This is a genomic window from Acidovorax bellezanensis (assembly GCF_025421555.1).
Classification (GTDB): domain Bacteria; phylum Pseudomonadota; class Gammaproteobacteria; order Burkholderiales; family Burkholderiaceae_C; genus Comamonas; species Comamonas bellezanensis.
On the sequence record NZ_JAODYH010000001.1, the window covers coordinates 388,829 to 410,964 of the forward strand.

The 22,136-nt window shown below is 62.9% G+C and carries 22 protein-coding genes and 1 tRNA gene; 11 read left to right on the forward strand and 12 right to left on the reverse strand.

The features are described 5' to 3' along the window. The 12 genes from nuoF to rpsO form a co-directional block, all read right to left on the reverse strand. On the reverse strand, nt 1–1,359 hold the full coding sequence (gene nuoF, locus N0K08_RS01715; protein WP_261498262.1) for an NADH-quinone oxidoreductase subunit NuoF: 1,359 nt from the start codon (nt 1,357–1,359) through the stop codon (nt 1–3). Next, nucleotides 1,356–1,847, reverse strand: coding sequence for an NADH-quinone oxidoreductase subunit NuoE (nuoE, locus tag N0K08_RS01720; protein ID WP_261498263.1), 492 nt, complete (start codon nt 1,845–1,847; stop codon nt 1,356–1,358). The genes nuoF and nuoE overlap by 4 nt, the downstream gene beginning before the upstream one ends. After that, entirely contained in the window at nt 1,844–3,097 is a 1,254-nt protein-coding gene (locus tag N0K08_RS01725; protein ID WP_261498264.1) for an NADH-quinone oxidoreductase subunit D, read from the reverse strand. The genes nuoE and N0K08_RS01725 overlap by 4 nt, the downstream gene beginning before the upstream one ends. Before the next feature lie 28 nt (nt 3,098–3,125). After that, a complete protein-coding gene (locus N0K08_RS01730) occupies nt 3,126–3,734 on the reverse strand; it encodes an NADH-quinone oxidoreductase subunit C (RefSeq protein WP_261498265.1) in 609 nt (202 codons plus the stop codon). Nucleotides 3,735–3,744: 10 nt separating this feature from the next. Further along, entirely contained in the window at nt 3,745–4,224 is a 480-nt protein-coding gene (locus tag N0K08_RS01735; RefSeq protein WP_159914326.1) for a NuoB/complex I 20 kDa subunit family protein, read from the reverse strand. A gap of 23 nt (nt 4,225–4,247) precedes the next feature. Further along, the gene (locus N0K08_RS01740) at nt 4,248–4,607 is read right to left on the reverse strand and encodes an NADH-quinone oxidoreductase subunit A (protein WP_261498266.1); all 360 of its coding nucleotides are present in this window, start codon (nt 4,605–4,607) and stop codon (nt 4,248–4,250) included. A gap of 83 nt (nt 4,608–4,690) precedes the next feature. Next, a tRNA-Leu gene (locus N0K08_RS01745) sits at nt 4,691–4,775 on the reverse strand. A 125-nt stretch (nt 4,776–4,900) separates the two neighbouring features. Beyond that, nucleotides 4,901–5,266: a preprotein translocase subunit SecG gene (gene secG / locus N0K08_RS01750; protein WP_261498267.1), complete on the reverse strand. Its 366-nt coding sequence runs from the start codon at nt 5,264–5,266 to the stop codon at nt 4,901–4,903. A gap of 39 nt (nt 5,267–5,305) precedes the next feature. Then, on the reverse strand, nt 5,306–6,061 hold the full coding sequence (gene tpiA, locus N0K08_RS01755) for a triose-phosphate isomerase (protein ID WP_261498268.1): 756 nt from the start codon (nt 6,059–6,061) through the stop codon (nt 5,306–5,308). 2 nt (nt 6,062–6,063) lie between these two features. Beyond that, on the reverse strand, nt 6,064–7,050 hold the full coding sequence (locus N0K08_RS01760; RefSeq protein ID WP_261498269.1) for an NAD(P)H-quinone oxidoreductase: 987 nt from the start codon (nt 7,048–7,050) through the stop codon (nt 6,064–6,066). 138 nt (nt 7,051–7,188) lie between these two features. Then, nucleotides 7,189–9,402 carry a polyribonucleotide nucleotidyltransferase gene (pnp, locus tag N0K08_RS01765; RefSeq protein WP_261498270.1) on the reverse strand — a complete coding sequence of 738 codons (2,214 nt, stop codon included), beginning with the start codon at nt 9,400–9,402 and terminating at the stop codon, nt 7,189–7,191. A 196-nt stretch (nt 9,403–9,598) separates the two neighbouring features. Next, nucleotides 9,599–9,865, reverse strand: a complete 267-nt coding sequence (rpsO, locus tag N0K08_RS01770; RefSeq protein ID WP_159914338.1) for a 30S ribosomal protein S15 — start codon at nt 9,863–9,865, stop codon at nt 9,599–9,601. Between the two features lie 246 nt (nt 9,866–10,111). On the opposite strand from rpsO, the gene N0K08_RS01775 reads away from it, so the two are divergent. The 11 genes from N0K08_RS01775 to N0K08_RS01825 all read left to right on the forward strand — a co-directional run bounded on the left by N0K08_RS01775 (nt 10,112) and on the right by N0K08_RS01825 (nt 22,092). Then, complete coding sequence (locus tag N0K08_RS01775; RefSeq protein WP_261498271.1) at nt 10,112–10,384, forward strand: hypothetical protein; 273 nt, start codon at nt 10,112–10,114, stop codon at nt 10,382–10,384. Nucleotides 10,385–10,507: 123 nt separating this feature from the next. Next, the gene (locus N0K08_RS01780; RefSeq protein WP_261498272.1) at nt 10,508–11,053 is read left to right on the forward strand and encodes a GspH/FimT family pseudopilin; all 546 of its coding nucleotides are present in this window, start codon (nt 10,508–10,510) and stop codon (nt 11,051–11,053) included. A 19-nt stretch (nt 11,054–11,072) separates the two neighbouring features. Then, a complete protein-coding gene (locus N0K08_RS01785) occupies nt 11,073–11,663 on the forward strand; it encodes a GspH/FimT family protein (RefSeq protein ID WP_261498273.1) in 591 nt (196 codons plus the stop codon). A 2-nt stretch (nt 11,664–11,665) separates the two neighbouring features. Beyond that, nucleotides 11,666–12,295: a type IV pilus modification protein PilV gene (gene pilV / locus N0K08_RS01790; RefSeq protein WP_261498274.1), complete on the forward strand. Its 630-nt coding sequence runs from the start codon at nt 11,666–11,668 to the stop codon at nt 12,293–12,295. A 63-nt stretch (nt 12,296–12,358) separates the two neighbouring features. Further along, complete coding sequence (locus N0K08_RS01795; RefSeq protein ID WP_261498275.1) at nt 12,359–13,243, forward strand: PilW family protein; 885 nt, start codon at nt 12,359–12,361, stop codon at nt 13,241–13,243. Between the two features lie 41 nt (nt 13,244–13,284). Then, on the forward strand, nt 13,285–14,106 hold the full coding sequence (locus tag N0K08_RS01800; RefSeq protein WP_408642887.1) for a pilus assembly PilX family protein: 822 nt from the start codon (nt 13,285–13,287) through the stop codon (nt 14,104–14,106). Nucleotide 14,107: 1 nt separating this feature from the next. After that, nucleotides 14,108–17,944 carry a pilus assembly protein gene (locus N0K08_RS01805; protein WP_261498276.1) on the forward strand — a complete coding sequence of 1,279 codons (3,837 nt, stop codon included), beginning with the start codon at nt 14,108–14,110 and terminating at the stop codon, nt 17,942–17,944. A gap of 27 nt (nt 17,945–17,971) precedes the next feature. Then, complete coding sequence (locus N0K08_RS01810; RefSeq protein WP_261498277.1) at nt 17,972–18,388, forward strand: type IV pilin protein; 417 nt, start codon at nt 17,972–17,974, stop codon at nt 18,386–18,388. 37 nt (nt 18,389–18,425) lie between these two features. Further along, the gene (ribD, locus tag N0K08_RS01815) at nt 18,426–19,535 is read left to right on the forward strand and encodes a bifunctional diaminohydroxyphosphoribosylaminopyrimidine deaminase/5-amino-6-(5-phosphoribosylamino)uracil reductase RibD (protein ID WP_261498278.1); all 1,110 of its coding nucleotides are present in this window, start codon (nt 18,426–18,428) and stop codon (nt 19,533–19,535) included. Nucleotides 19,536–19,579: 44 nt separating this feature from the next. Beyond that, nucleotides 19,580–20,209 carry a riboflavin synthase gene (locus N0K08_RS01820; protein ID WP_261498279.1) on the forward strand — a complete coding sequence of 210 codons (630 nt, stop codon included), beginning with the start codon at nt 19,580–19,582 and terminating at the stop codon, nt 20,207–20,209. Nucleotides 20,210–20,343: 134 nt separating this feature from the next. Continuing rightward, the gene (locus N0K08_RS01825) at nt 20,344–22,092 is read left to right on the forward strand and encodes a phospholipase D-like domain-containing protein (RefSeq protein WP_261498280.1); all 1,749 of its coding nucleotides are present in this window, start codon (nt 20,344–20,346) and stop codon (nt 22,090–22,092) included. Nucleotides 22,093–22,136: the final 44 nt, after the last annotated feature.

Sequence of the window (22,136 nt, forward strand, 5' to 3'; positions counted from 1 at the left end):
TCAGGCCGCCGTGGCGGTCTGTTTGGAAGCGCTCTGGATCTTCGCTTCAAACTCTGGGCGGAAATGCTTGATCATGGCGCGCACCGGCATGGCAGCCGCGTCGCCCAGCGCACAGATCGTGCGCCCCATGATGTTCACGGACACCGAGTCCAACAGCTCGATGTCTTCGGGACGGCCTTGGCCGTTCTGAATGCGGTGGACCACGCGCCACAGCCAGCCCGTGCCTTCACGGCAAGGCGTGCACTGGCCGCAGGATTCGTGCGAATAGAAGTAGGACAGGCGCAGCAGGCACTCGACCATGTCGCGCGAATCATCCATCACGATCACGGCGCCCGAACCCAGCATGGAGCCGGCCTTGGCGATCGAGTCGTAGTCCATCGTGCACTGCATGATCACATCAGCGGGCAGCACAGGCGACGACGAGCCGCCAGGGATCACGGCCTTGAGCGTGCGCCCCTTGCGCACGCCACCGGCGAGCTCGAGCAGCTTGGAGAACGGCGTGCCCATGGGCACTTCGTAGTTGCCCGGCATCTCGACGTCACCGCTGACCGAATAGATCTTGGTGCCGCCGTTGTTGGGCTTGCCGCATTCGAGGTAGGCCTGGCCGCCGTTGCGGATGATCCAGGGCACGGCCGCGAAGGTTTCGGTGTTGTTGATGGTCGTCGGCTTGCCGTACAGACCAAAGCTCGCTGGGAACGGTGGCTTGAAGCGGGGCTGGCCCTTCTTGCCTTCGAGCGATTCCAGCAGTGCGGTTTCTTCACCGCAGATGTAGGCGCCAAAACCGTGGTGGGCGTGCAGCTCGAAGCTGAACGCGCTGCCCATGATGTTGTCACCCAGGAAGCCGGCTGCGCGGGCTTCCTCCAGAGCGGCTTCGAAACGGTCATAGACCTCGAAGATTTCGCCGTGGATGTAGTTGTAACCCAGCGTGATGCCCATGGCGTAGGCCGCAATGGCCATGCCCTCGATCACGATGTGCGGGTTGAACATCAGGATGTCGCGGTCCTTGCAGGTACCGGGCTCGCCTTCGTCCGAGTTGCACACCAGGTGCTTCTGACCGGGGAACTGGCGGGGCATGAAGCTCCACTTCAGGCCCGTGGGGAAGCCCGCGCCGCCGCGGCCGCGCAGACCCGATTCCTTGACGGTGGCAATCACCTGGTCCTGGGTCAGGCCTTCGCCGCCGTCCTGGGCCAGGATCTTGCGCAGGGCCTGGTAGCCGCCGCGTGCGACGTAGTCCTTGAGCGACCAGTTGCTGCCGTCCAGACCCGCATAGATCTGGGGTTCGATATGGCGGTCGTGGAAGCAGGTCTCGTTGCCCGTGGAGGCAAAGCGGGCGAGAACGTCTTGTGCTGCCTGGCTCATGCTTGACCTTCCGCGGCACGCAGGCCGTCGACCAGCTCGTCGAGCTTGTCATTGGTCATGAAGCTGCACATGCAGCGGTCATTGACCAGCATCACTGGCGAGTCGGCGCAGGCGCCCAGGCACTCGGACTGCTGCAGCGTGAACATGCCGTCGGCCGTGGTCTGGCCCATCTTGATGCCCAGCTTGGACTCGAGGTGGTGCAAGGCCTTGTAGCCGTCGCGCAGCTGGCACGGCAGGTTGGTACAGACGTTGAGCTTGTACTTGCCTGTGGGCTGCTGGTTGTACATGTTGTAGAACGTGGTCACTTCATGCACGGCGATCTGGGGCATGCCCAGGTAGTCGGCAATGATGGCCTCGTTCTCGGCGCTGACCCAGCCCTCTTCCTGCTGGACGATGGACAGACAGGCCATCACAGCCGATTGTTTCTGGTCGGCCGGGTACTTGGCCACCTCGCGCGCAAAGCGCGCTTTAGTCGCTTCAGTCATCATCGGTCAATCTCTCCGAACACGATATCCATGGTGCCAATGATGGCCACGGCATCCGCAATCATGTGGCCGCGGGCCATTTCATCGAGCGTCGCCAGATGGGCAAAGCCAGGCGCGCGGATCTTCAGGCGGTAGGGCTTGTTGGCCCCGTCGCTCACCAGGTAAATACCAAACTCACCCTTGGGATGTTCGACGCACGCATAGGCTTCGCCTTCGGGTACGTGGAAGCCTTCGGTGAACAGCTTGAAATGGTGGATCAGCTCTTCCATGTTGGACTTCATGGATTCGCGAGCCGGTGGCGCCACCTTGTGATTGTCGGTGATCACCGGACCGGGGTTGTCACGCAACCAGTCCACGCACTGCTTGATGATGCGGTTGGACTGGCGCATTTCGTTGACGCGCACCAGATAACGGTCGTAGCAATCGCCGGTCACGCCCACGGGCACGTCGAAATCCATGTCGGCATAGACTTCGTACGGCTGGGTCTTGCGCAGATCCCAGGCAATGCCAGAGCCACGCAGCATGGGACCGGTCATGCCCAGGTTCAGCGCGCGCTCGGGCGTCACGACGCCAATGCCCACGGTGCGCTGTTTCCAGATGCGGTTGTCGGTCAGCAGGGTTTCGTATTCGTCCACGCACTTGGGGAAGCGCTGGGTGAAGTCGTCGATGAAATCGAGGAGCGAACCCTGGCGGTTGCGGTTGAGGTGTTCGATGGCCTTGGCGTTCTTGACCTTGCTGACCTTGTACTGGGCCATGCTTTCGGGCAGGTCACGGTAGACGCCGCCGGGACGGAAGTAGGCCGCGTGCATGCGCGCGCCCGACACCGCCTCGTACATGTCCATCAAATCTTCGCGTTCGCGGAAGGTGTAAATCAGGATGGTCGAGCTGCCGCAGTCATTGCCGTGCGAACCCAGCCACATCAGGTGATTCAGCAGGCGTGTGATTTCGGCGAACATCACGCGGATGTACTGCGCGCGCTTGGGCACTTCGATGCCCAGCAGCTTTTCGATCGCCAGGCAGTAGGCGTGCTCGTTGGACATCATGGACACGTAATCCAGTCGGTCCATGTAAGGCAGCGACTGGATGTAGGTCTTGTGCTCGGCGAGCTTTTCGGTGGCCCGGTGCAGCAGGCCGATGTGGGGGTCAGCGCGCTGGACCACCTCACCGTCGAGCTCAAGCACCAACCGCAGCACGCCGTGCGCTGCCGGGTGCTGAGGGCCAAAGTTCAGGGAATAGTTTTTGATTTCAGCCATGTGCGTCTACTCAGAGGTGCGAAGCACCTCAGTGCAGGCCTCCGTATTTCTCTTCGCGGATGATGCGCGGCGTGACTTCACGCGGCTCGATGCTGACGGGCTGGTAGACCACACGACGTTGTTCTGCGTCGTAGCGCATCTCGACGTGGCCGGAAAGCGGGAAGTCCTTGCGGAAGGGGTGGCCGATGAAGCCGTAATCGGTCAGGATGCGGCGCAGGTCGTTGTGACCGTCGAACACGATACCGAACAGATCGAAGGCTTCGCGCTCGAACCAGTTGGCCGAAGCCCAGAGGTCGCTCACCGAAACCACCACCGGGAAATCGTCATCCGGGCAGAACACCCGCACGCGCACGCGCTGGTTCAGGCTCACGGACAACAGGTGCGACACCACGGCATAGCGCAGGCCGTCGCGACCGACTTCTGCATAGGTGGAGTAATCCACGCCGCACAGGTCGATCAATTGTTCGAAGCGGCAGTCGGCATGATCCTTGAGCACCGACATGGCCTGCAGGTAATGCGCTGCGGCCACTTCGACGGTCACTTCACCCAGGGCCACGGTCACGCTGCGGGCGTGATCGCCCAAAGCAGCAGCCACCAGATCCCGAAGTTTTTCGGGCTGAATTGCAATTGCGGTCATCATCGAGCCTTTAAACGCGGGCGATGGTATGGGTGCGGCGAATCTTCTGCTGCAGCTGGATGATCCCGTAGATCAGTGCTTCAGCGGTTGGCGGGCAACCGGGCACATAGACATCCACAGGAACAATACGGTCACAACCACGCACCACGGAATAGCTGTAGTGGTAGTAACCACCGCCATTCGCGCAGGAACCCATGGAAATGACCCAGCGCGGCTCGGACATCTGGTCGTAGACCTTGCGCAGGGCCGGAGCCATCTTGTTGCACAGCGTACCGGCAACAATCATCAAGTCCGATTGCCGCGGGCTGGCACGAAAGACCTCGGCGCCGAAGCGACCCAGGTCATAGCGCGCAGCAGCGGCATGCATCATTTCAACCGCGCAGCAGGCCAGACCAAAGGTCATGGGCCAGAGCGAACCGGTCTTGGCCCAATTCACCACGGAGTCATAGCTCGTGGTGATGAAGCCTTCCTTCATCACGCCTTCGATCATCGTGTTTCCTTATTGAATACCGGTCATTCCCAATCCAGGGCACCCTTTTTCCACTCGTAGGCAAAGCCCACGACCAGGATGGCCAGAAAGATCACAACGGCGGCGAAACCAGCCAGACCCACCTCTTGAAGCGACACTGCCCAAGGAAGGAGAAAAGCGATTTCCAAATCAAACAGGATGAACAGGATGGCCACGAGGTAGTAGCGCACGTCGAATTTCATTCGTGCGTCCTCGAAGGCTTCAAAGCCACATTCGTATGGGGAGTTTTTGGCAGCGTCTGGGCGATTGGGACCCAGGAAGTAGCCGAGCGCCAGTGGAAGGATGCCTACAGAGGCTCCAACCAGGATGAACACAAGCACGGGAAGATACTGATCGATGCTCATCTGGGGCTCACACCTTTTGCCAAAGGCATGCCCAGTCTCGATCACAGCCTGATCAGCTGGGCAGGCTTTGTATATGTCTATTATGGTGCCGTCGGCGAGACTCGAACTCGCACAGCTTTCGCCACTACCCCCTCAAGATAGCGTGTCTACCAATTTCACCACGACGGCTTCTTCTCAATTTTCTGCTGTCTCGGGAAGCTAGAGGAATCTTTGCAGACTTTTGACCCCCCGGACAATCTCAGTATTCTACTCTGAAAAACCCCTACTTCTAGAGATTCTTCAGATTTTTCCAATTACTTGGTTGGAATCTGCGCTGCGCCCTCTGCGGGCGCTGCTGGCACGGCCGGAATGGCCTCGCCCGCGGCAGGCACGGGGGCTGTCACCGCGGCGCCGTCGAGCACACTGCCCGAGGTGTCGGGACGGTGGTTGCCCAGGTAGGCCAGCGCCAGCGTGGCGACGAAGAACACCGCCGCCAGCACCGCTGTCGTGCGCGACAGGAAGTTGGCGCTGCCGGACGCGCCGAACAGGCTGCCCGAGCTGCCGCCACCAAAGGACGCACCCATGTCGGCACCCTTGCCGTGCTGGATCAAAATAAGACCGATCATGCCCAGGGCCGTCAACATCTGGATGGCCAGGATCACGCTTGCGAATGCATTCATTTCTTCAACTCCTAAACTAATAGCTATAAGCGCAGGCCATCAATTGGCTGCAGCAATAATTTGCAGAAAATCGGCGGCCTTGAGCGCCGCTCCGCCCACCAGACCACCGTCGATATCGGGTTGGGCCAGCAGTTGCGCGGCGTTGGCCGCGTTCATGCTGCCGCCATACAACAGGGCAATGCCTTCGGCCTGGGTCGTGGCCGCGGCCAATTGGGCGCGCAGCACGGCATGCACTTCCTGCGCCTGCTCCGGCGAGGCCGTGCGGCCCGTACCGATAGCCCACACAGGCTCATAGGCCACCACCAATTCGGTCACGCAATGGCCGACCGCATGCACCACCGCCGCCAGCTGACGCTTGACCACGGCCTGCGTCTCGCCGGCTTCGCGCTCTTGCAACGTTTCGCCCACGCAGACGATGGGCGTGATGCCCGCCGCGAGCGCAGCCTGCGCCTTGGCGGCAACGACAGCATCGGTTTCGCCATGGTATTGGCGACGCTCGGAATGGCCCACCAAGGTGTAACGCACACCGAAATCACGCAGCATTTGCGCCGAAGTCTCACCGGTATAGGCGCCCGCGGCATGCTGCGACACATCCTGGGAAGCCAGCGCGATGCGACTGTCCGCCACCAGCGCCTGCACCTGCGCCAGGTAAGGCGCGGGCACAGCCACGGCCACGCCGCAGCCGCCATCGGCGGCTTGCGCCGCCAGGCCCTGCTTGAGCGCGGCGACCAGCGCCTCGTTGGCAGCCAGGCTGCCATTCATTTTCCAGTTTCCGACGATGAGTTTTTTCTTCATGATTACCATGTCAAAACGATTTTTCCGGTGTGCTCGCTGGACTCCATCAGCGCATGGGCCTGAACGGCATCCTCAGCGGCAAATTGGCGAAAGATCACCGGCCGCACCAGCCCCGACTCCAGCCAGGGCCAGACATGCTGACGCAAGGAAGCCGCGATGGCACCCTTGAAGTCCACCGAGCGCGGACGCAAGGTGGAACCCGTGACCGTCAAACGCCGACGCAGCACCAGACCCGCATCGATCTGCGCCCGGGTGCCGCCCTGCACGGCAATGAACACCAGGCGTCCGTCTTCCGCCAGACATGCCAATTCTCGCGCCACATAGTCGCCAGCCACCATATCAAGAACCACGTCCACGCCACGGCCTTCGGTGATTCGCATCACTTCCGCCGCAAAGTCCTGGGTGTTGTAATTGATCGCATGGTGGGCGCCCAGCGCCAGGCAGTTGTCGCACTTGGCGTCCGTGCCCGCGGTCACGATCACGGTCGCGCCCCAGGCCTTGGCCAGCTGAATGGCTGTCACGCCAATGCCGCTGCTGCCGCCCTGCACCAGCAGGATCTCGCCCGGCTGGAGCCGCGCGCGGTCAAACACATTGGTCCAGACGGTAAAGAACGTCTCGGGCAGCGAAGCCGCCTCGACGTCCGTCAACCCCTTGGGCTGCGGCAGGCATTGCAGCACCGGCGCCACGCAGTACTCGGCATAACCGCCACCGGCCACCAGGGCACAGACGCGATCGCCGACCTGGATACCCGCCGCCGCCATGGCCTGGGCGTCGCCGCCCTCGACCACGCCAGCGACTTCCAGACCCGGCAGGTCCGAAGCCCCCGGAGGCGGCGCATAGTGACCTTTGCGCTGCAGGACGTCAGGGCGATTGATACCGCTGGCCGCAACCCGGATCAGCAACTCACCAGCACCGGCCACAGGGGTCGGACGCTCGGTCAGCCGCAGAACTTCAGGGCCGCCGGGGGATGTGATTTCGATAGCGCGCATGGGCCTGCAATCTCGCGAAAAATGGAATGAAAATCAGCTGCCCGACGCAGGTTTCCCTGCACCGACAGCCACCAATCTGGCAGAAACCAAAAAATCGGCCTCCCATGACGGAGGCCGATTTCTCAGCGAAGCAACGGCTTATTGCGGCGACTGCTGGTCAGCGTTGGCGCGCGGAGCACGGGGCTCGCGCTGCTCACGCGGTTCGCGCGGCTCGCGGCGCTCGGTCTGGGCCGGACGCTCGCTGCGCTGCTCGCCCAGAGGACGCTCGATCAGTGCCTTCATGGACAGCTTGACGCGGCCCTTTTCGTCGGTTTCCAGAACCTTGACCTTGATGATCTGGCCTTCGACCAGGTAGTCGTTGACGTTTTCAACGCGCTCGTGGGCGATCTGGCTGATGTGCAGCAGACCGTCCTTGCCGGGCAGCAGGTTGATCAAAGCGCCGAAGTCCAGGATCTTGGTCACAGGGCCTTCATAGACCTTGCCGATTTCAACTTCGGCCGTGATCTGCTCGATGCGCTTCTTGGCGGCGTCGGCCATGGCGGCTTCGGTCGCGGCGATGGTGATCGTGCCGTCTTCGTCAATGTTGATCTGGCAACCGGTTTCTTCGGTCAGCGCACGGATCACCGAACCACCCTTGCCGATCACGTCACGGATCTTCTCGGGGTTGATCTTCATGGTGTACAGCTTGGGCGCGAAGCTCGAGACTTCGGCCTTGGCTTCGCCCATGGCTTCCTGCATCTTGTCCAGGATGTGCATGCGCGCTTCCTTGGCCTGGGCCAGGGCGACTTGCATGATTTCCTTGGTGATGCCCTGGATCTTGATGTCCATCTGCAGCGCGGTGATACCACCGGTCGTGCCGGCCACCTTGAAGTCCATGTCACCCAGGTGATCTTCATCGCCCAGGATGTCGGTCAGCACGGCAAAGCGGTTGTCTTCCTTGATCAGACCCATGGCGATACCCGCCACGTGGGCCTTCATGGGCACGCCGGCGTCCATCAGCGACAGGCAGCCGCCGCAGACCGAAGCCATCGACGAGGAGCCGTTGGACTCGGTGATTTCCGACACCACACGCATGGTGTAGGGGAATTCTTCCTTGGTCGGCAGCACGGCGATCAGAGCACGCTTGGCCAGACGACCGTGACCGATTTCGCGGCGCTTGGTCGAACCCATGCGACCGACTTCGCCGGTGGCAAAGGGAGGCATGTTGTAGTGCATCATGAAACGGTCTTCGTACTCACCGGCCAGGGCGTCGATGCGCTGTGCATCGCGCTCGGTGCCCAGCGTGGCCACGACCAGCGCCTGGGTTTCACCACGCGTGAACAGGGCCGAACCGTGGGTGCGGGGCAGCACCGAGTTACGAATTTCGATGGGGCGCACGGTACGCGTGTCGCGGCCGTCGATGCGGGGCTCGCCGGCCAGGATCTGGCTGCGGACGATACGCGCTTCGATGTCGAACAGCATGCCTTCGACCTTGACTTCGTCGAATGCCACGCCTTGCGCGGTCAGGCCGGCCTTGACGGCGGCGTAAGCGTCGCGGCAAGCGTGCGTGCGGCTTTGCTTGTTGCGGATCTGGTAGGCAGCGCGCAGGGCTTCTTCACCCAATGCACCGACCTGGGCGATCAGCGGCTCATCCTTGGCGGGAGCTTGCCAATCCCAGACGGGCTTGCCAGCATCGCGCACCAGTTCATGGATGGCGTTGATGGCGATACGGCTTTGTTCGTGGCCAAAGACCACGCCGCCGAGCATGACTTCTTCCGACAGCTGCTGGGCTTCGGATTCCACCATCAGCACGGCAGCTTCGGTACCGGCGACCACCAGGTCCATTTGCGAGCTCTTGCGCTGCGTCTGGCCGGGGTTGAGTACGTATTCGCCATTGATGTAACCCACGCGGGCTGCACCGATGGGGCCGCTGAACGGAATGCCCGAGATGGACAGAGCGGCGGACGAAGCGATCAGGGCGGCGATGTCGGCGTCGACTTCAGGGTTCAACGACACGGTGTGGATCACCACGTGCACGTCGTTGTAGAAACCTTCGGGGAACAGCGGACGGATGGGACGGTCGATCAGGCGGCTGGTCAGCGTTTCGTGTTCGCTGGGCTTGGCTTCGCGCTTGAAGAAGCTGCCGGGGATCTTGCCTGCGGCGTATGTCTTCTCAATGTAGTCCACCGTCAGGGGGAAGAAGTCCTGGCCGGACTTGGCCTTCTTGGAAGCCACAACCGTTGCCAACACCACGGTGTCGTCGATGTTGACCAACACGGCGCCCGAAGCCTGGCGGGCGATTTCGCCGGTTTCCATGGTGACCGTGTGCTGGCCCCATTGGAAAGTCTTGGTCACTTTATTGAAAATGCTCATTTTTGTTCCTAAATTGATAGCTGGGTATCCATACCCAGAAAAGGCCGGAGGACAATCCAGAACACGATGCCATTCCAACAAACCTGTGCCTCACAAGGCTGTTGGAATGACATAGCTTCGCTCTGTTTCCCATCCTCCGAAGTAAAAAACGCCTGAGCTAGCAGGCTAACTCAGGCGTTTTTCTCTCTGGCTCAGCTTACTTGCGCAGGCCCAGCTTGGCGATCAGTGCAGTGTAACGGTCCGCATCGCGGGACTTGAGGTAGTCCAGCAGCTTACGACGACGGCTCACCATGCGCAGCAGGCCGCGACGACCGTGGTGGTCCTTGGCGTGTTGCTTGAAGTGAGGAGTCAGTTCGTTGATGCGAGCGGTCAGCAGTGCAACTTGCACTTCTGGGCTGCCAGTGTCGTTTTCAGCACGGGCATTGGCCTTGACAACTTCAGCCTTGATAGAGGATGCGATCATTTTTTTTCCTTTATGTGGAGCAGCGGCAAGCGCGCTCCTGATTACTTGCGCCGGCGGCTGGAACGGCCATCGGCGTGCGTCTTGCACCATGCAAAACCCCGCAATTATAGCGCGTCCCGTTTTACCGGCATGGGCAGTGGCCGCTCCAGCTTGACGCCACCAAGGGCGGGGGCCCTCTCCCGCGCTGCGCAACCGCACAATTTTCTCCCGGCCCACTCCACGGCCGCGCTCTTGCAAAGGCATGACATGTCCACACTGACTGCCCTGGGTTTTGTCGGCTGGGCTCTGCTGCTGGCCCCGGTGGCCGACGGTGCCCAACCGGCCCGCAGCGCCAGCACCACGACCCAGGCCTCGCCGGCACCGGAAAAACGTGCGCTGTCCCGGCGCAAACCCAAAATCCAGCACGCCCCCAGTCCTTCACAGGAAAGCCCGGCCCAGCGCGACCGCCGCCTGGCTCGCGAATGCCAGGGCCTGCCCAATGCCGGCGCCTGCCTGGGCCATGCGCTGCCGCGGCCTTAGCGGCTTGCGCGCCCGCTGGTCGGAAGTCGCCTGCCGCTCGTCGCCTGCTCTCTGGATGTGTTTCAGATTGTGTGTTCCATTACCGCCATGAAACTCCCCCCTTTCCGCCCCAGAGGTCCAGGCATGCGCCCAGCGGCAGGATTTACGCTGATCGAAGTTCTGGTCACCACGGCCATCATGGCCTTGTTGCTGGGTCTGGCCGCACCCTCCTTCACGCCCCTGCTCGAGCGCTGGCGCGTGCAGCAGACCGTGGGCGACATGGCCAGCAGCATGCAACTGGCCCGCTCCGAGGCCATCAAGCGCGGGGGCAGTATCCTCATCCAAGCCAATACCGGCACCGACTGGGGCACAGGCTGGCATGTCTTCCTCGATGTCAACACCGACAGGGCCCAGGCCGCTTGCGCGCCACTCGAGATACCCAACGAATGCGATCTACAGGTCACCAGCGCCCCCACCCTCCTGGATGTAGCGCTGACCGGCAGTACCGGTGGAATCACGGTGGACCGCTGGGGAATGATGTCGCACACGGGCAGCGGCAGCAATGCGCCGACCGCCATGTCGTTCGAGTTCAAGCCCAAGGGCAAGACCCTGGCAGACAACAGTGCGTTCAAGCTCTGTATGAACGCCAGCGGGCGCCTGGCACGCAAAAAAGGCAGCGACACCTGCTGACGCCCTTGCCGAGACCACCATGCTGCACACAAGCTATTTCACCCACCTGCCGTTGCGGCCTGCCGCGATGCACGGCTTCAGCGCCATTGAATGGATGGTGGTGGCGGCCATCGTCGCCCTGCTGGCGCTGCTGGCCGCACCCCGCTTCACCTCCATGATCGAAAGCTGGCGCGTGCAGCAGACCGCCAAACTGCTCCAGTCCACCCTGTCTTACGCGCGCTCCGAAGCGATCAAGCGTGGCGGCCAGGTAAGCATCCAGAAAATCGCCAACCACACCCATGGCTGCACCAGTGCCAGCGGGAACCGAGACTGGGATTGCGGCTGGATCGTTTGCCACGACCTCGACAACGATGGTGCCTGCAATGCCGATGAACCTGTACTGCAGCGCGTTGACGCCCCCGCCAGGGTGCAAGTCACCCGTCATGGCGGCGGCGCCAGCATCAAGTTCAACCGCTGGGGCCTGGTCAATGGAGCCTGGCCGGGCTTCACCCTGGTGCCCCTGGGCAAGAACACGTCCCATCCAGGTGCACACGGCGTCTGCATGGGCTCCGGGGGGCGCATCCGCGTCATCCCACACGAAAGCATTCCATGCACCGCAGGACGACCATGACCATGCAAAAACACCAACGCGGCATCACGCTGATCGAATCCCTGGCCGCCATCGTCATTTCCGCGCTGGGCATCCTGGGCATCCTGGGCGTGCAGATGCGCACGTTGACGGACACCCAGACCACCGTGCGCCGCGCCCAGGCCATCCGCCTGATCGAGGATCTGGGCGAACGCATGAAGGTCAGCCCCAACGCGCTGCTGAACATCCAGGACTACAAGTCTGCCTATGCCGAAAAAGGCAGCGATCTGGCCGCGGCCAACTGCGCCAGCGCGTCCTGCACTCCGGCGCAGCTGGCCAAGTACGACTTGAAGCAATGGAAGACCAACGTGGAGCAAGTGCTTCCGGGAGGGCAGGCCAGCATCTTTCTTGCACCGGGCGAGACCGCTGATCCCAACCGCCGCCTGCTGGGCATCATGATCGCCTGGCGCGAGAACGAGCGCGACACCAGCGCCGAGTACAAGGACGCCATCGACGCCACCAAGCGCCCCGCTGCCGACGGCAAATTCACTTCGGGCACCGACGACGCCAACGCCTGCCCCGCCAGCAAAACCTGCCACTTGCAATACATCCCGGTCGCTGCCCGCTGTGCGCCCTATGACAACGGCGCCACCAAGGCGTTTTACTGCTCGTAATGAAGGCCGCTCCATGCTCTCAAAAATCATAGCATTCAACGCTTATCCGGCGATCCCTGCACCATGAAAACCCGTCAAGCATTTCTGCGGCAACGCGGCTTTACCCTGCTCGAACTGATGGTCGGCCTGAGCATTGGCCTGCTGGTCATCGCGGTCGCCATGGGCGCACTGATCGTCTCGCGCGGCATCTCTGGCACGGTCAGCGACGCCAGCGACATACAGCAACAAGGGGCGTACGTCCTGCGGGTGATAGGCCAGCAGCTGCGCCAGACCGGCTCGCTGTACTTGAACCCCGACCCGGCTGGAACGGCCAGCACGGATGCTCTGGGTGCCGTGGTGTTTGAAACCAAGGCCAAGGAAAATGGCGGGAACGGCTTCGACCAGCAAAGCACCATCGCGGGTGGCGCCAACACCGTGACCATTGGATTTCGGCGCTACATGGACAACGTCTTCTTTGCCGACAACGCCGCAAGTGGCACCATCGGCACCGACTTTCAGGCGCGCAACTGTGTGGGCGCCCCAGGCAACACCAGCACCGACGAGCGCGTCGAAAGCATCTTCACTTTCGCCAACGACACTCTCCGCTGCCAAGGCAACAGCGTCGCCACCCCACAGCCGATCGCGCAAAACGTCGCACAGTTCCAGGCCACCTACCTGGTGCAAACCGTCGACGCCGCTGGAAGCACGACGCTGCAGTACCGCAAGGGAAGCGACATGCCCGCCTCCGCCCTCGACCCCGAATGGCGCCGCGTGCAGGGCATACAGATTTGTCTGGTGCTTTACGGCAGCGAGGCGATCAGCATGCCCCCGGGCAGCAGCTACACCGACTGCCAGGGCGCCAATGTGGACATGACCACCCTCACCGGCCTGCGCCAGAACCGCATGCACCTGCTGTTCAACAGCACTTTCCAGTTGCGCAGCCAGGGGCTGCTGCCCAACGCCTCCTGATCGCCATGAGCGCGCCCTCAGGAAACCACAAATCCACCACCATGCCACAGCCTCCACGCCCCGCCCCCCTGCGCCACCTTGCCCACGGCGGTCGCCAACACCTCTTGTCAGCCTTTGCCAAGCGCCAGCAAGGGGTGGTGCTGTTCGTCGTCATCGTCTGCGTCATGCTGTCGATGCTGCTGGCGCTATGGGCGTCGCGCACCTCGCTGTTCAACGAAATGGTCGTAGGCAACGACGCGAGCTACCAACGCGCCTTCGAGGCCGCCCAGGCGCTGATGCAGGACGCCGAACTCGACATCCGCGGCGAAATGGCCGATGGCAGCGCATGCGGCGCCCCCCCATGCCGGGCCTACTCCAGCAAGCTGCAGTTTCCGGCCGACACCCAGGAAATCAACCCTTTGATCACCGCGCTGCAGGCCGAGCCCACGCGCTGCAAGGATGGCCTGTGCTCACGGCGCGTAGGGCGGCAGGACTTCTGGAACTACGCCACAGCAACGACCCCCATCCAACCGGCCGCCAACGCGGACCTGGGGGAGGTGCCGCTATCCGCCCTCATGGCCGAGGGGGTCGGCGCCCGTTACGGCCAGTACACCGGCGCCGTCCATACCACCGACGCCGGCCCGATCAACCCCATCCTGGCCGAAACCGCGGCGGGACGGGGTGGCTGGTACTGGATAGAAGTCATGCGCTACAGCGACAAAGCCAAAAGCGCCAATCTGATCATGGACTCATCCACCAGCGAACTGCCGCTGAACCTCGACGTCTACGTCGTCTTCCGCATCACGGCCCTGGCCATAGGCAGCAGGCCCGGCACCACCGTCGTGCTGCAGGAAACCTATGCACGCCAACGGACGAAGGATTGACATGCCGCGCCGCACCCGCATTTCAAGCCATTTCATCTCTTTGTTGAATCCGCCCCTCAAGGAGCACGCCATGCCCCGCACCAAGCACCACCCCTTCCAGAAGAACCTGCTGGCCATGGCCATTGGCGCCGCGCTGACACCTGCCTGGGCCCTGGACCTGGTGCAGGAGCCGCCATTGCCCACGTCCAAATCGGCTTTTGTGGCGCCGAATGTGATTATCTCGGTGGATGACTCGGGGAGTATGGATTTCTGCTCCAATGCCGAAAGCGAAACGAAATGCGTCAAAAACACTGCTGACAGCACCGTCAAGATCACCTACAGCTGCTCTTCAGGGTACACCCTCAACTCAAATAATGATTGCACGAAGAACAATAATCCAAACAAGGGGTCCATAGATAACAGTAAAAGAAGCAGCAAAACCACCTACAGCTGCCCATCAGGATACAGCCTTGATAGCAACACCAATGATTGCTACCAATGGATTGGGGCTACGGATGAAACAGCGCCTATCAATGGATCATGGCCAGCCACCAGTCGCCGCATCAATGTTCTGAAATACTCGCTGAATAAAGTATTTTCCGACGCGGAATTGATACCCAGCAATAAAATACGCCTGGGCTGGCAAGCCATGTGGAATAACGGCGGATCCCCCAATGCAAAGAATATCAACGCAACGGTGATGAACACCAACTCCATGCGACCCATTGATGCAAGTCTGGGCACAGGGAGCACGCAGACAACACATCGCGCCAATTTTGTCAGTTTTGTCAACAAGCTATCGGCAAACAACGGCACGCCATCGCACCTGATGTTCAGCCAGGCAGACGCCTACATGCGACAGTCACTGGGAAAAAACAGCCCCTGGTCAACCGACCCCGGAGGAGTCGGTAGCAAGAGCACCGAATACCTGGGTTGCCGCCGCAATTACCACATCATGATGACCGATGGCCGCTGGAACAGCTCGGCCACTGATATTACAGAGACAAGCAAGCGCGACAATGCAACCAACTTGACTCTTGCCGATGGCACAAAATACACCGGCACCGATTCCGCACTGTACAGGGATAAATCCGCAAATTCCACGTTGGCCGACTGGGCTTTTTATAGCTGGGCGACGCCACTTCAAACCAGCGTGAGCCTGAAAGATGCGGACAAAATCAAGCCATCACTCGTCTATGAGCAAGCGCCATCCACCGAAACATTTGGCACCGGCACCGACCAAGTGACACTCAAGAAGTTCTGGAATCCTAGATATGATCCAGCCACTTGGCCACACATGGTCACCTATACGATTGGCTTCAGCCAGATGGCATACAGCTGGGACTACAGCTCCATTAATCCGCCTACGCAAATGGCGCCTTTTGGTTATGACGGCAGCTTCCCAGCATTAGCCAGCGGAAAAACACTCTGGCCAGATTTGACGACATCGACGGAATCCAGAAACTCTCTGGACCTTTGGCATGCGGCCTTGAATGGACGCGGCAGCTTCTACGCCATTCAACAAGGCGCCGAACTGGAGCAGGCCTTCCGCGAAATCATCGGCAAGATCAACAAGGAAAGCGCGCCCTTGCCCGACGAACTCGCCGGGGGCAGCAGCACCAGTGGCTACAACGTCTCGCAAAACAATGCCGGCATTTTCGCGTCGATCTACAGCCCCCTGCGAGGCTGGAGCGGCTCCATTACCGCCACGCGGGCCGTTGACCCCGAAGAATATGCCTGCCCGACCGAGGCGGACAAGGATGCCAAGTGCATACGCTTTCCTGACACCATCGCCGGATGGCAGGGCAAGTCCTCGGCGGATAGACTGGATGCTCTGGCCTCTGTAGACACACGGCTGGTTCTGAGCTGGAGCGATGACAGCAAGGGCATCCCGTTCCAATGGGCCGATTCAGGCAGCTACAGCACCGAGCAAAAAAAGGCCCTGCTGGGCCTGGCCGCGGGCGACACCATCACCGCCGCCCTGAAGACGCAAGGGACAAACCTCGTCAACTACATCCGGGGCGACCGCTCGCTGGAAGGCACCACGCCGGAGAAACCGCTGCGCGTGCGCTTCAGCCGGCAGGGCGATGTGGTCAACTCCGAAATCTGGTACACCGGCCGCCCGACCGGCAACTATGCGATGGACTATTCGACTTTCGTGACGGCCCAGAAAAACCGCACGCCTGTCTTGTACGTCGGCGGCAACGACGGCATGCTGCACGGCTTTTCGGCCACCGACGGCAAGGAATTGATCGCCTACGTACCGCGTGGCGTGGTCGCTGGACTGAGAGACCTGGCCGACAAGGACTACCAGCACCGCTACTACGTTGACGGTTCACCGATGACGGGCGACGTGCGTGACGGCACGACCTGGAAGACCCTGCTGGTGGGCTCACTGGGTGCCGGTGGCAAGGGTTACTTCGTGCTGGATGTCACCAAGCCCGGCAGCTTTGGCGCGGCCAAGGCGTCCGATCTGGTGGTGCTGGACCGCACCCGTGGCAACAGCGAAGCCGCCCCCGTCTGCACCACGCTCTCGGGCGCGGCACAGCTCGCCTGCAACGCGACCGTGGACGACAACAAGGACATTGGCAACATGACCGCCCAGCCGGGGCGCAATCCCGCCAACCTGCAAGAGGCCACGCAAATCACGCGCATGAACAACGGCCGCTGGGCGGTGGTGATGGGCAATGGCTACAACAGCGCCAACCAGCGCCCGGTGCTGCTGGTGCAATACCTCGACGGCGACAAGGCGCTCAAGCGCATCCAGGCCACCACGGCCCTCACGGGCAATGGCAACGCCAAGGACAACGGCCTGGCCTCGCCCGCGCTGGTGGACCTCAATGGCGACGGCAAGACCGACGTGGTCTATGCGGGCGACAACCTGGGCAACCTCTGGAAGTTCGACCTGACCAGCGCCAGCGATGGCGATTGGAAAGTGGCCTTTGGCAACAACACGCCCCTGTTCACCACGCTGGGCCCCGTCGCACTGGGCAACACGCGCAACCAGGTGCAACCGATCACGGCCCCGCCCATCGTGCGTGCCAACGATCGCCTCATGAACGTGGGCACAGGTTCCAGCGCCACGACCGTTGCCGTCGGCGGCATGATGGTCGCCTTCGGCACGGGCCGCAACCTCACCGCGAACGACCGCAGAACCGACATCACGCAGAACGTGCAGACGCTGTACTCCGTGCTGGACAACACGCGCTATCGCATGAAGGCCGACAAGACCGCCCTGGAAGTTCACCCAGGCGAAGGCAGTTGCAGCAGCGCGCCCGCCACCTGCATACCGGCCCCCACGCCGGCGGGCAACATGGCATCCGATGGCAAGCCCCTGGCCCAACAGACCATCAAAACGGTGGACGGCAACTTCGCTACCGTGAACGCCGTCCAGGAGCTGAAGAAGGAAACCTGGACAAGCTACAAGGGCTGGTACCTGGACCTGCCATTCACCGGCGAGCGTCTGCTCAAACCCATGCAGTTCTTCGATGGCAGCAATATTCTTGCGGTCTATACCGAATCGCCCTCGGGCACCATCAGCAACGAAAGCGACAACATCAACGAGAGCTGCGTGCCGGTCAAGGTGGACACCAGCGCCGGCAGCCAGTTCCGCACGCTGATCAACATCATGGATGGCAAGATCTCCACAGTCCAACTGGTGGACTACAAGGAAGACGGTGTTTTCAATGCCGCCGACCTGAAAGTGGCGCGGGTAAAGGTGAATACCGGCACCCCGGTGCTGATCACGAAACGCGATCGCATTGTGGACCTCACCGGGGGCGGGGGCGGGGACACCCGAGACACACTGAACCGCATGCCCGAGCAATCCATGCGCCCGAGCTGGCGCCAGCTGCGATAGTTTCCATTGAAGAAGAGCACATTTTTTATGAAGCACCCACACCGCGGTTTTACGCTCATCGAACTGATGATCGTGCTGGCCATCGTCGGCATTCTGTCCGCCATTGCCTACCCCAGCTATGCCGAATACACCCGGCGCGGCTACCGGGCGGACGCGCGGGCAGGACTGCTGCAGGCGCAGCAATGGCTGGAGCGGGCCTCCACGGCCACGGGCAACTATCCAGCGGCGCTGCCTTCGGCGCTCACCTGGGCGACAGACGGCACGAAACGTTATCTGATCAGCTACGCCCCCGTCGGCACGCCCGTCGCCAGCTTCACGCTGACGGCCACGCGCCGTGGCACGCAAGCAGACGACCGCTGTGGCGACTTCACTCTGACCAACACCGGCGTACGCGACGCAATCAATCTCAACGGCATGAGCGCCGCGGAGTGCTGGAACAAGTAAGCGCCGCGCTCCCCATCTGCGCTAGGATGGCGGCCACATGACGGCCACTCCTGACTTTATGCAGCAAGCGCTGGCGCAAGCTGCCCAAGCGCTCTTTTCCAGCAACCCCAACCCCCGCGTCGGTTGTGTCATCGTCGCGCGCGACGGTCACACCATTCTGGGCGCAGGCCATACCCAACAGGCCGGCGGCGCCCATGCCGAAGTGATGGCGCTGCGCGATGCCGCGGCCCGCAACCACGACGTGCAGGGCGCTACCGCCTACGTGACGCTGGAGCCCTGTGCCCACCAGGGCCGCACCGGCCCCTGCTGCGACGCCCTGGTGGCCGCCGGCATAGGCCGGGTGGTCGCCGCGCTCGAAGACCCGAACCCGCTGGTCGCCGGCCAGGGCTTTGCCCGGCTGCGCGCCGCTGGCGTGGCCGTGGAAGTCGGCCCGGGCGCAGCCCAGGCGCGCGAACTCAACATCGGCTTCTTCAGCCGCATGGTTCGCAAGACCCCCTGGGTGCGCATGAAAGCCGCGGCCTCGCTGGACGGAACGACGGCGCTGGCCAACGGCGAAAGCCAATGGATCACGTCGCCCCAGGCCCGCGCCGACGGCCACGCCTGGCGTGCCCAGGCCTGCGCCGTGCTGACCGGCATAGGCACCGTGCTGCAGGACAATCCGCGCCTGGATGTGCGCGGCCTGGACACTCCACGCCAGCCGCATGTGGTGGTCGTCGACAGCCGCCTGCAGACACCGCTGGACGCCAAGCTGTTCGTTCCCGGCCGCAGTTGCTTCATCTACACGGCCAGCGACAGCGCTGCCAAGACCGCGGCCTTGCAGGCCCTGGGCGCGGTGGTCATTCATCTGCCCAATGCCCATGGCAAGGTGGATCTGACCGCCATGCTGCGCGACCTGGGCCAGCGCGGCATCAACGAGCTGCATGTCGAAGCCGGCTACCAGCTCAACGGCTCGCTGCTGCGTGAAGCCCTGGTCGATGAATTGCTGCTCTACCTCGCACCCAAGCTGCTCGGCTCGGGCCGCGGCATCTGCCACATCGGGCCGCTGACGGCGCTGGCCGACGGGCCCGAACTTGCGTTCCACAGCGTCACCAATGTCGGACCCGACATTCGGGTGCTGGCACGTTTCGCTGGGCGTGCGGACTTCTGAGCCTGCGCCCACAATCACTTTTCTCTACCTGACACAATCTGCTCATGTTTACTGGAATCATCACCGGCATGGGGCGCATCGCCGCCGTGCAGTCGCTCGGCGACACCTCCGCCCACGGCAAGCGCCTGGTCATTGCCACTCCGCCCGGCTACCTGGACGACGTCGGCCTGGGGGACAGCATTGCCCTCAACGGCGCCTGCATGACCGTGACCAGCTTCGACAAGGCCGCGCACACGTTCACCGTCGACGTTTCGGCCGAGTCGCTGGACAAGACCACGGGCCTGTCGCAGCCCGGCCCCATCAACCTTGAAAAAGCCTTGCAGGCCCATGACCGCCTCGGCGGCCACCTGGTGTCCGGCCATGTGGACGGCCTGGGCAGCGTGACGCATTTCGCGCCCCTGGGCGAAAGCTGGGAGCTGCGCATCCAGGCGCCGGCCGACCTCGCGCGCTATGTGGCCTACAAGGGCTCGATCACCGTCAATGGCGTGAGCCTCACCGTCAACCGCGTGCACGATTCGGAGCAAGGCTGCGAATTGAGCATCAACCTGATTCCGCACACGGTGGAAAACACCGCCTTGGGCGTTCTTCAGGCCGGCTCCCAGGTCAACCTGGAAATCGACCTGATTGCGCGCTATGTCGGCCGCATGATGGACCGGCCCGCGCCACAGGCCTGATCCCCCCTGCCAGGCCCACCCGGGCCTGCACGTCAGCATTGTCTGACACGGAAACCCCGCGACACCGGCTATACCTGGGGCATCCTGCGGCACGGGCTGCAGCGAAGCCGCTTTTGCGCTCCCTGCCCCTCCCTATGCCCACTGATTCTGCTTTCCGGCCACTCCCCTGCCCACGGCGCCTGTCCTGGTACGGGTGGCTTGCCGTCCTGCTGCTGGCCTGGAGCCTCGCCGGCTGCGGCAGCTTGCCGCGCGACGTGCCTCGGCCGGTGTCCAATGCCTTGTCCCAGCCCGAGCAGACCGCGCTCGGCCAATGGCTGCAACAGCGGCAGGCGGCCGACCAGGCCCGCCACCCTTCGGCGTTCGTGCTGCTGTCTGGTGCGGCCGCGGCCTACGGCAGCCGGCTGGCGCTGATCGAGTCCGCCGAAAAGACACTGGACCTGCAGTACTACGCAATCCATGCCGATGCCAGCACCGGGCGGCTGCTGCGCGGACTGGTCGCTGCCGCCAAGCGCGGCGTGCGCGTGCGCATTCTGCTCGATGACTTCCACAGTGCCGGCAGCGACGCCCAGGTCCTGCGCCTGGCCTTTGTGCCGAACATCGAAATGCGTTTGTTCAACCCGCTGGCCGGGCCGCGCAACTCGACCCTGTTCCGGACCTTCAACGCCCTGACCGACTTCCATCGCGCCCAGCAGCGCATGCACAACAAGCTGTTCCTGGCCGACAACGTGGTCGGCATCGCCGGCGGCCGCAATCTGGGCGACGCCTATTTCGACCAGCACCCGAGCAGCAACTTCATCGACCTGGATGTGATGGCGGCCGGCCCCATCGTGCGCGACCTCTCGCGCAGCTTTGACAGCTACTGGAACAACGAGCGCGCCTACCCCGTGTCTTCGCTGGTCAGCCGCGCCGAACTGGAACGCATGGAGACGGCGGAGCAGGCGGCCGCCCGGGCGGCAAGCCACGCCCACAACACTCCCCTGGCCCCCATATGGGACCAGACACCGATGGACTTGCAGAGCGCGCCCTGGATCTGGGCCGCGGCCAGCGTGCTCGCGGACAAGCCGGCCAAGATTGCGCTCGAAGGCGAAGGTCCGACGACGACCGCGGCCAGCGCGTCCGCAGACCCGTCCGGCACGCCAGAAACACCGCCTCCCGCCGCAGCGCTGCCGCCCGTGCTGCGCCCAGGCGCGGGCACCATGGCCGTGCGCCCCGGCCTGCGCTCAGGCAGGGACACACCGGCGCTGCAGGCCGACTCCGTGGTCGATGGCCTGCTGGCCCTGATCCAGCGCGCGCGCCAGGATCTGCTCGTGGTCTCGCCTTACTTCGTGCCCGGCGACGACATGAAGCAGGCTTTTGCCCAGGCACTGCAGCGCGGCGTGCGTGTGCGCGTGCTGACCAACTCACTGGCCTCGAACGACGCCCCGCTGGCCCATGCGGGTTATGCGCGCCATCGGCCCCAGCTGCTGGCCATGGGCGTGCAGCTGTTCGAGATGCGCAGCGAGCGCGCCGGCCTGCGCAACAGCCTTTCCGCGGGCAGCACGGCGGGTGCTTCGCGCGCCATGCTGCACTCCAAGCTGCTGGTGATCGACGGCGGCCTGGTGGCCGTCGGCTCCATGAATCTCGATATGCGCTCGCAGTTGCAGAACACTGAAATCGCCCTGCTGATCGCCAGCCGCGCGCTGGGCCGCCAGGCCCAGGGCAACATCGACGCCGCCCTGATCGAAAGCGCCTGGCAGGTGACGCTGAGCGACAAGGGCCGCCTGGTCTGGCGGGCTCCGCTCGGCAGCGGCCTGGAAGATGCCACGTCCGAGCCCGATGCCAGCCTGCCGCTGCGGCTGATGCTGCAGCTGATAGGCCCGCTGGCGCCGGATAGCCTGCTCTAACAGCTATAGAAGTCCAGACCCACCGCCGGCGCCGGGCCGCACCT

Excerpts from the sequence above, each read along its gene's own strand:
- N0K08_RS01725 (WP_261498264.1), bottom strand. The coding sequence starts at position 3,097 with ATGGCTGAAATCAAAAACTATTCCCTGAACTTTGGCCCTCAGCACCCG.
- N0K08_RS01795 (WP_261498275.1), top strand. The coding sequence starts at position 12,359 with ATGAAAACCCGTCAAGCATTTCTGCGGCAACGCGGCTTTACCCTGCTC.
- pilV (WP_261498274.1), top strand. The coding sequence starts at position 11,666 with ATGCAAAAACACCAACGCGGCATCACGCTGATCGAATCCCTGGCCGCC.
- N0K08_RS01810 (WP_261498277.1), top strand. The coding sequence starts at position 17,972 with ATGAAGCACCCACACCGCGGTTTTACGCTCATCGAACTGATGATCGTG.
- N0K08_RS01825 (WP_261498280.1), top strand. The coding sequence starts at position 20,344 with ATGCCCACTGATTCTGCTTTCCGGCCACTCCCCTGCCCACGGCGCCTG.
- ribD (WP_261498278.1), top strand. The coding sequence starts at position 18,426 with ATGACGGCCACTCCTGACTTTATGCAGCAAGCGCTGGCGCAAGCTGCC.
- N0K08_RS01785 (WP_261498273.1), top strand. The coding sequence starts at position 11,073 with ATGCTGCACACAAGCTATTTCACCCACCTGCCGTTGCGGCCTGCCGCG.
- pnp (WP_261498270.1), bottom strand. The coding sequence starts at position 9,402 with ATGAGCATTTTCAATAAAGTGACCAAGACTTTCCAATGGGGCCAGCAC.
- N0K08_RS01740 (WP_261498266.1), bottom strand. The coding sequence starts at position 4,607 with ATGAGCATCGATCAGTATCTTCCCGTGCTTGTGTTCATCCTGGTTGGA.
- N0K08_RS01730 (WP_261498265.1), bottom strand. The coding sequence starts at position 3,734 with ATGACCGCAATTGCAATTCAGCCCGAAAAACTTCGGGATCTGGTGGCT.
- tpiA (WP_261498268.1), bottom strand. The coding sequence starts at position 6,061 with ATGAAGAAAAAACTCATCGTCGGAAACTGGAAAATGAATGGCAGCCTG.
- N0K08_RS01780 (WP_261498272.1), top strand. The coding sequence starts at position 10,508 with ATGCGCCCAGCGGCAGGATTTACGCTGATCGAAGTTCTGGTCACCACG.
- nuoF (WP_261498262.1), bottom strand. The coding sequence starts at position 1,359 with ATGAGCCAGGCAGCACAAGACGTTCTCGCCCGCTTTGCCTCCACGGGC.
- secG (WP_261498267.1), bottom strand. The coding sequence starts at position 5,266 with ATGAATGCATTCGCAAGCGTGATCCTGGCCATCCAGATGTTGACGGCC.
- N0K08_RS01800 (WP_408642887.1), top strand. The coding sequence starts at position 13,285 with ATGCCACAGCCTCCACGCCCCGCCCCCCTGCGCCACCTTGCCCACGGC.
- N0K08_RS01735 (WP_159914326.1), bottom strand. The coding sequence starts at position 4,224 with ATGATCGAAGGCGTGATGAAGGAAGGCTTCATCACCACGAGCTATGAC.
- nuoE (WP_261498263.1), bottom strand. The coding sequence starts at position 1,847 with ATGATGACTGAAGCGACTAAAGCGCGCTTTGCGCGCGAGGTGGCCAAG.
- N0K08_RS01760 (WP_261498269.1), bottom strand. The coding sequence starts at position 7,050 with ATGCGCGCTATCGAAATCACATCCCCCGGCGGCCCTGAAGTTCTGCGG.
- N0K08_RS01775 (WP_261498271.1), top strand. The coding sequence starts at position 10,112 with ATGTCCACACTGACTGCCCTGGGTTTTGTCGGCTGGGCTCTGCTGCTG.
- N0K08_RS01805 (WP_261498276.1), top strand. The coding sequence starts at position 14,108 with ATGCCGCGCCGCACCCGCATTTCAAGCCATTTCATCTCTTTGTTGAAT.
- rpsO (WP_159914338.1), bottom strand. The coding sequence starts at position 9,865 with ATGATCGCATCCTCTATCAAGGCTGAAGTTGTCAAGGCCAATGCCCGT.
- N0K08_RS01820 (WP_261498279.1), top strand. The coding sequence starts at position 19,580 with ATGTTTACTGGAATCATCACCGGCATGGGGCGCATCGCCGCCGTGCAG.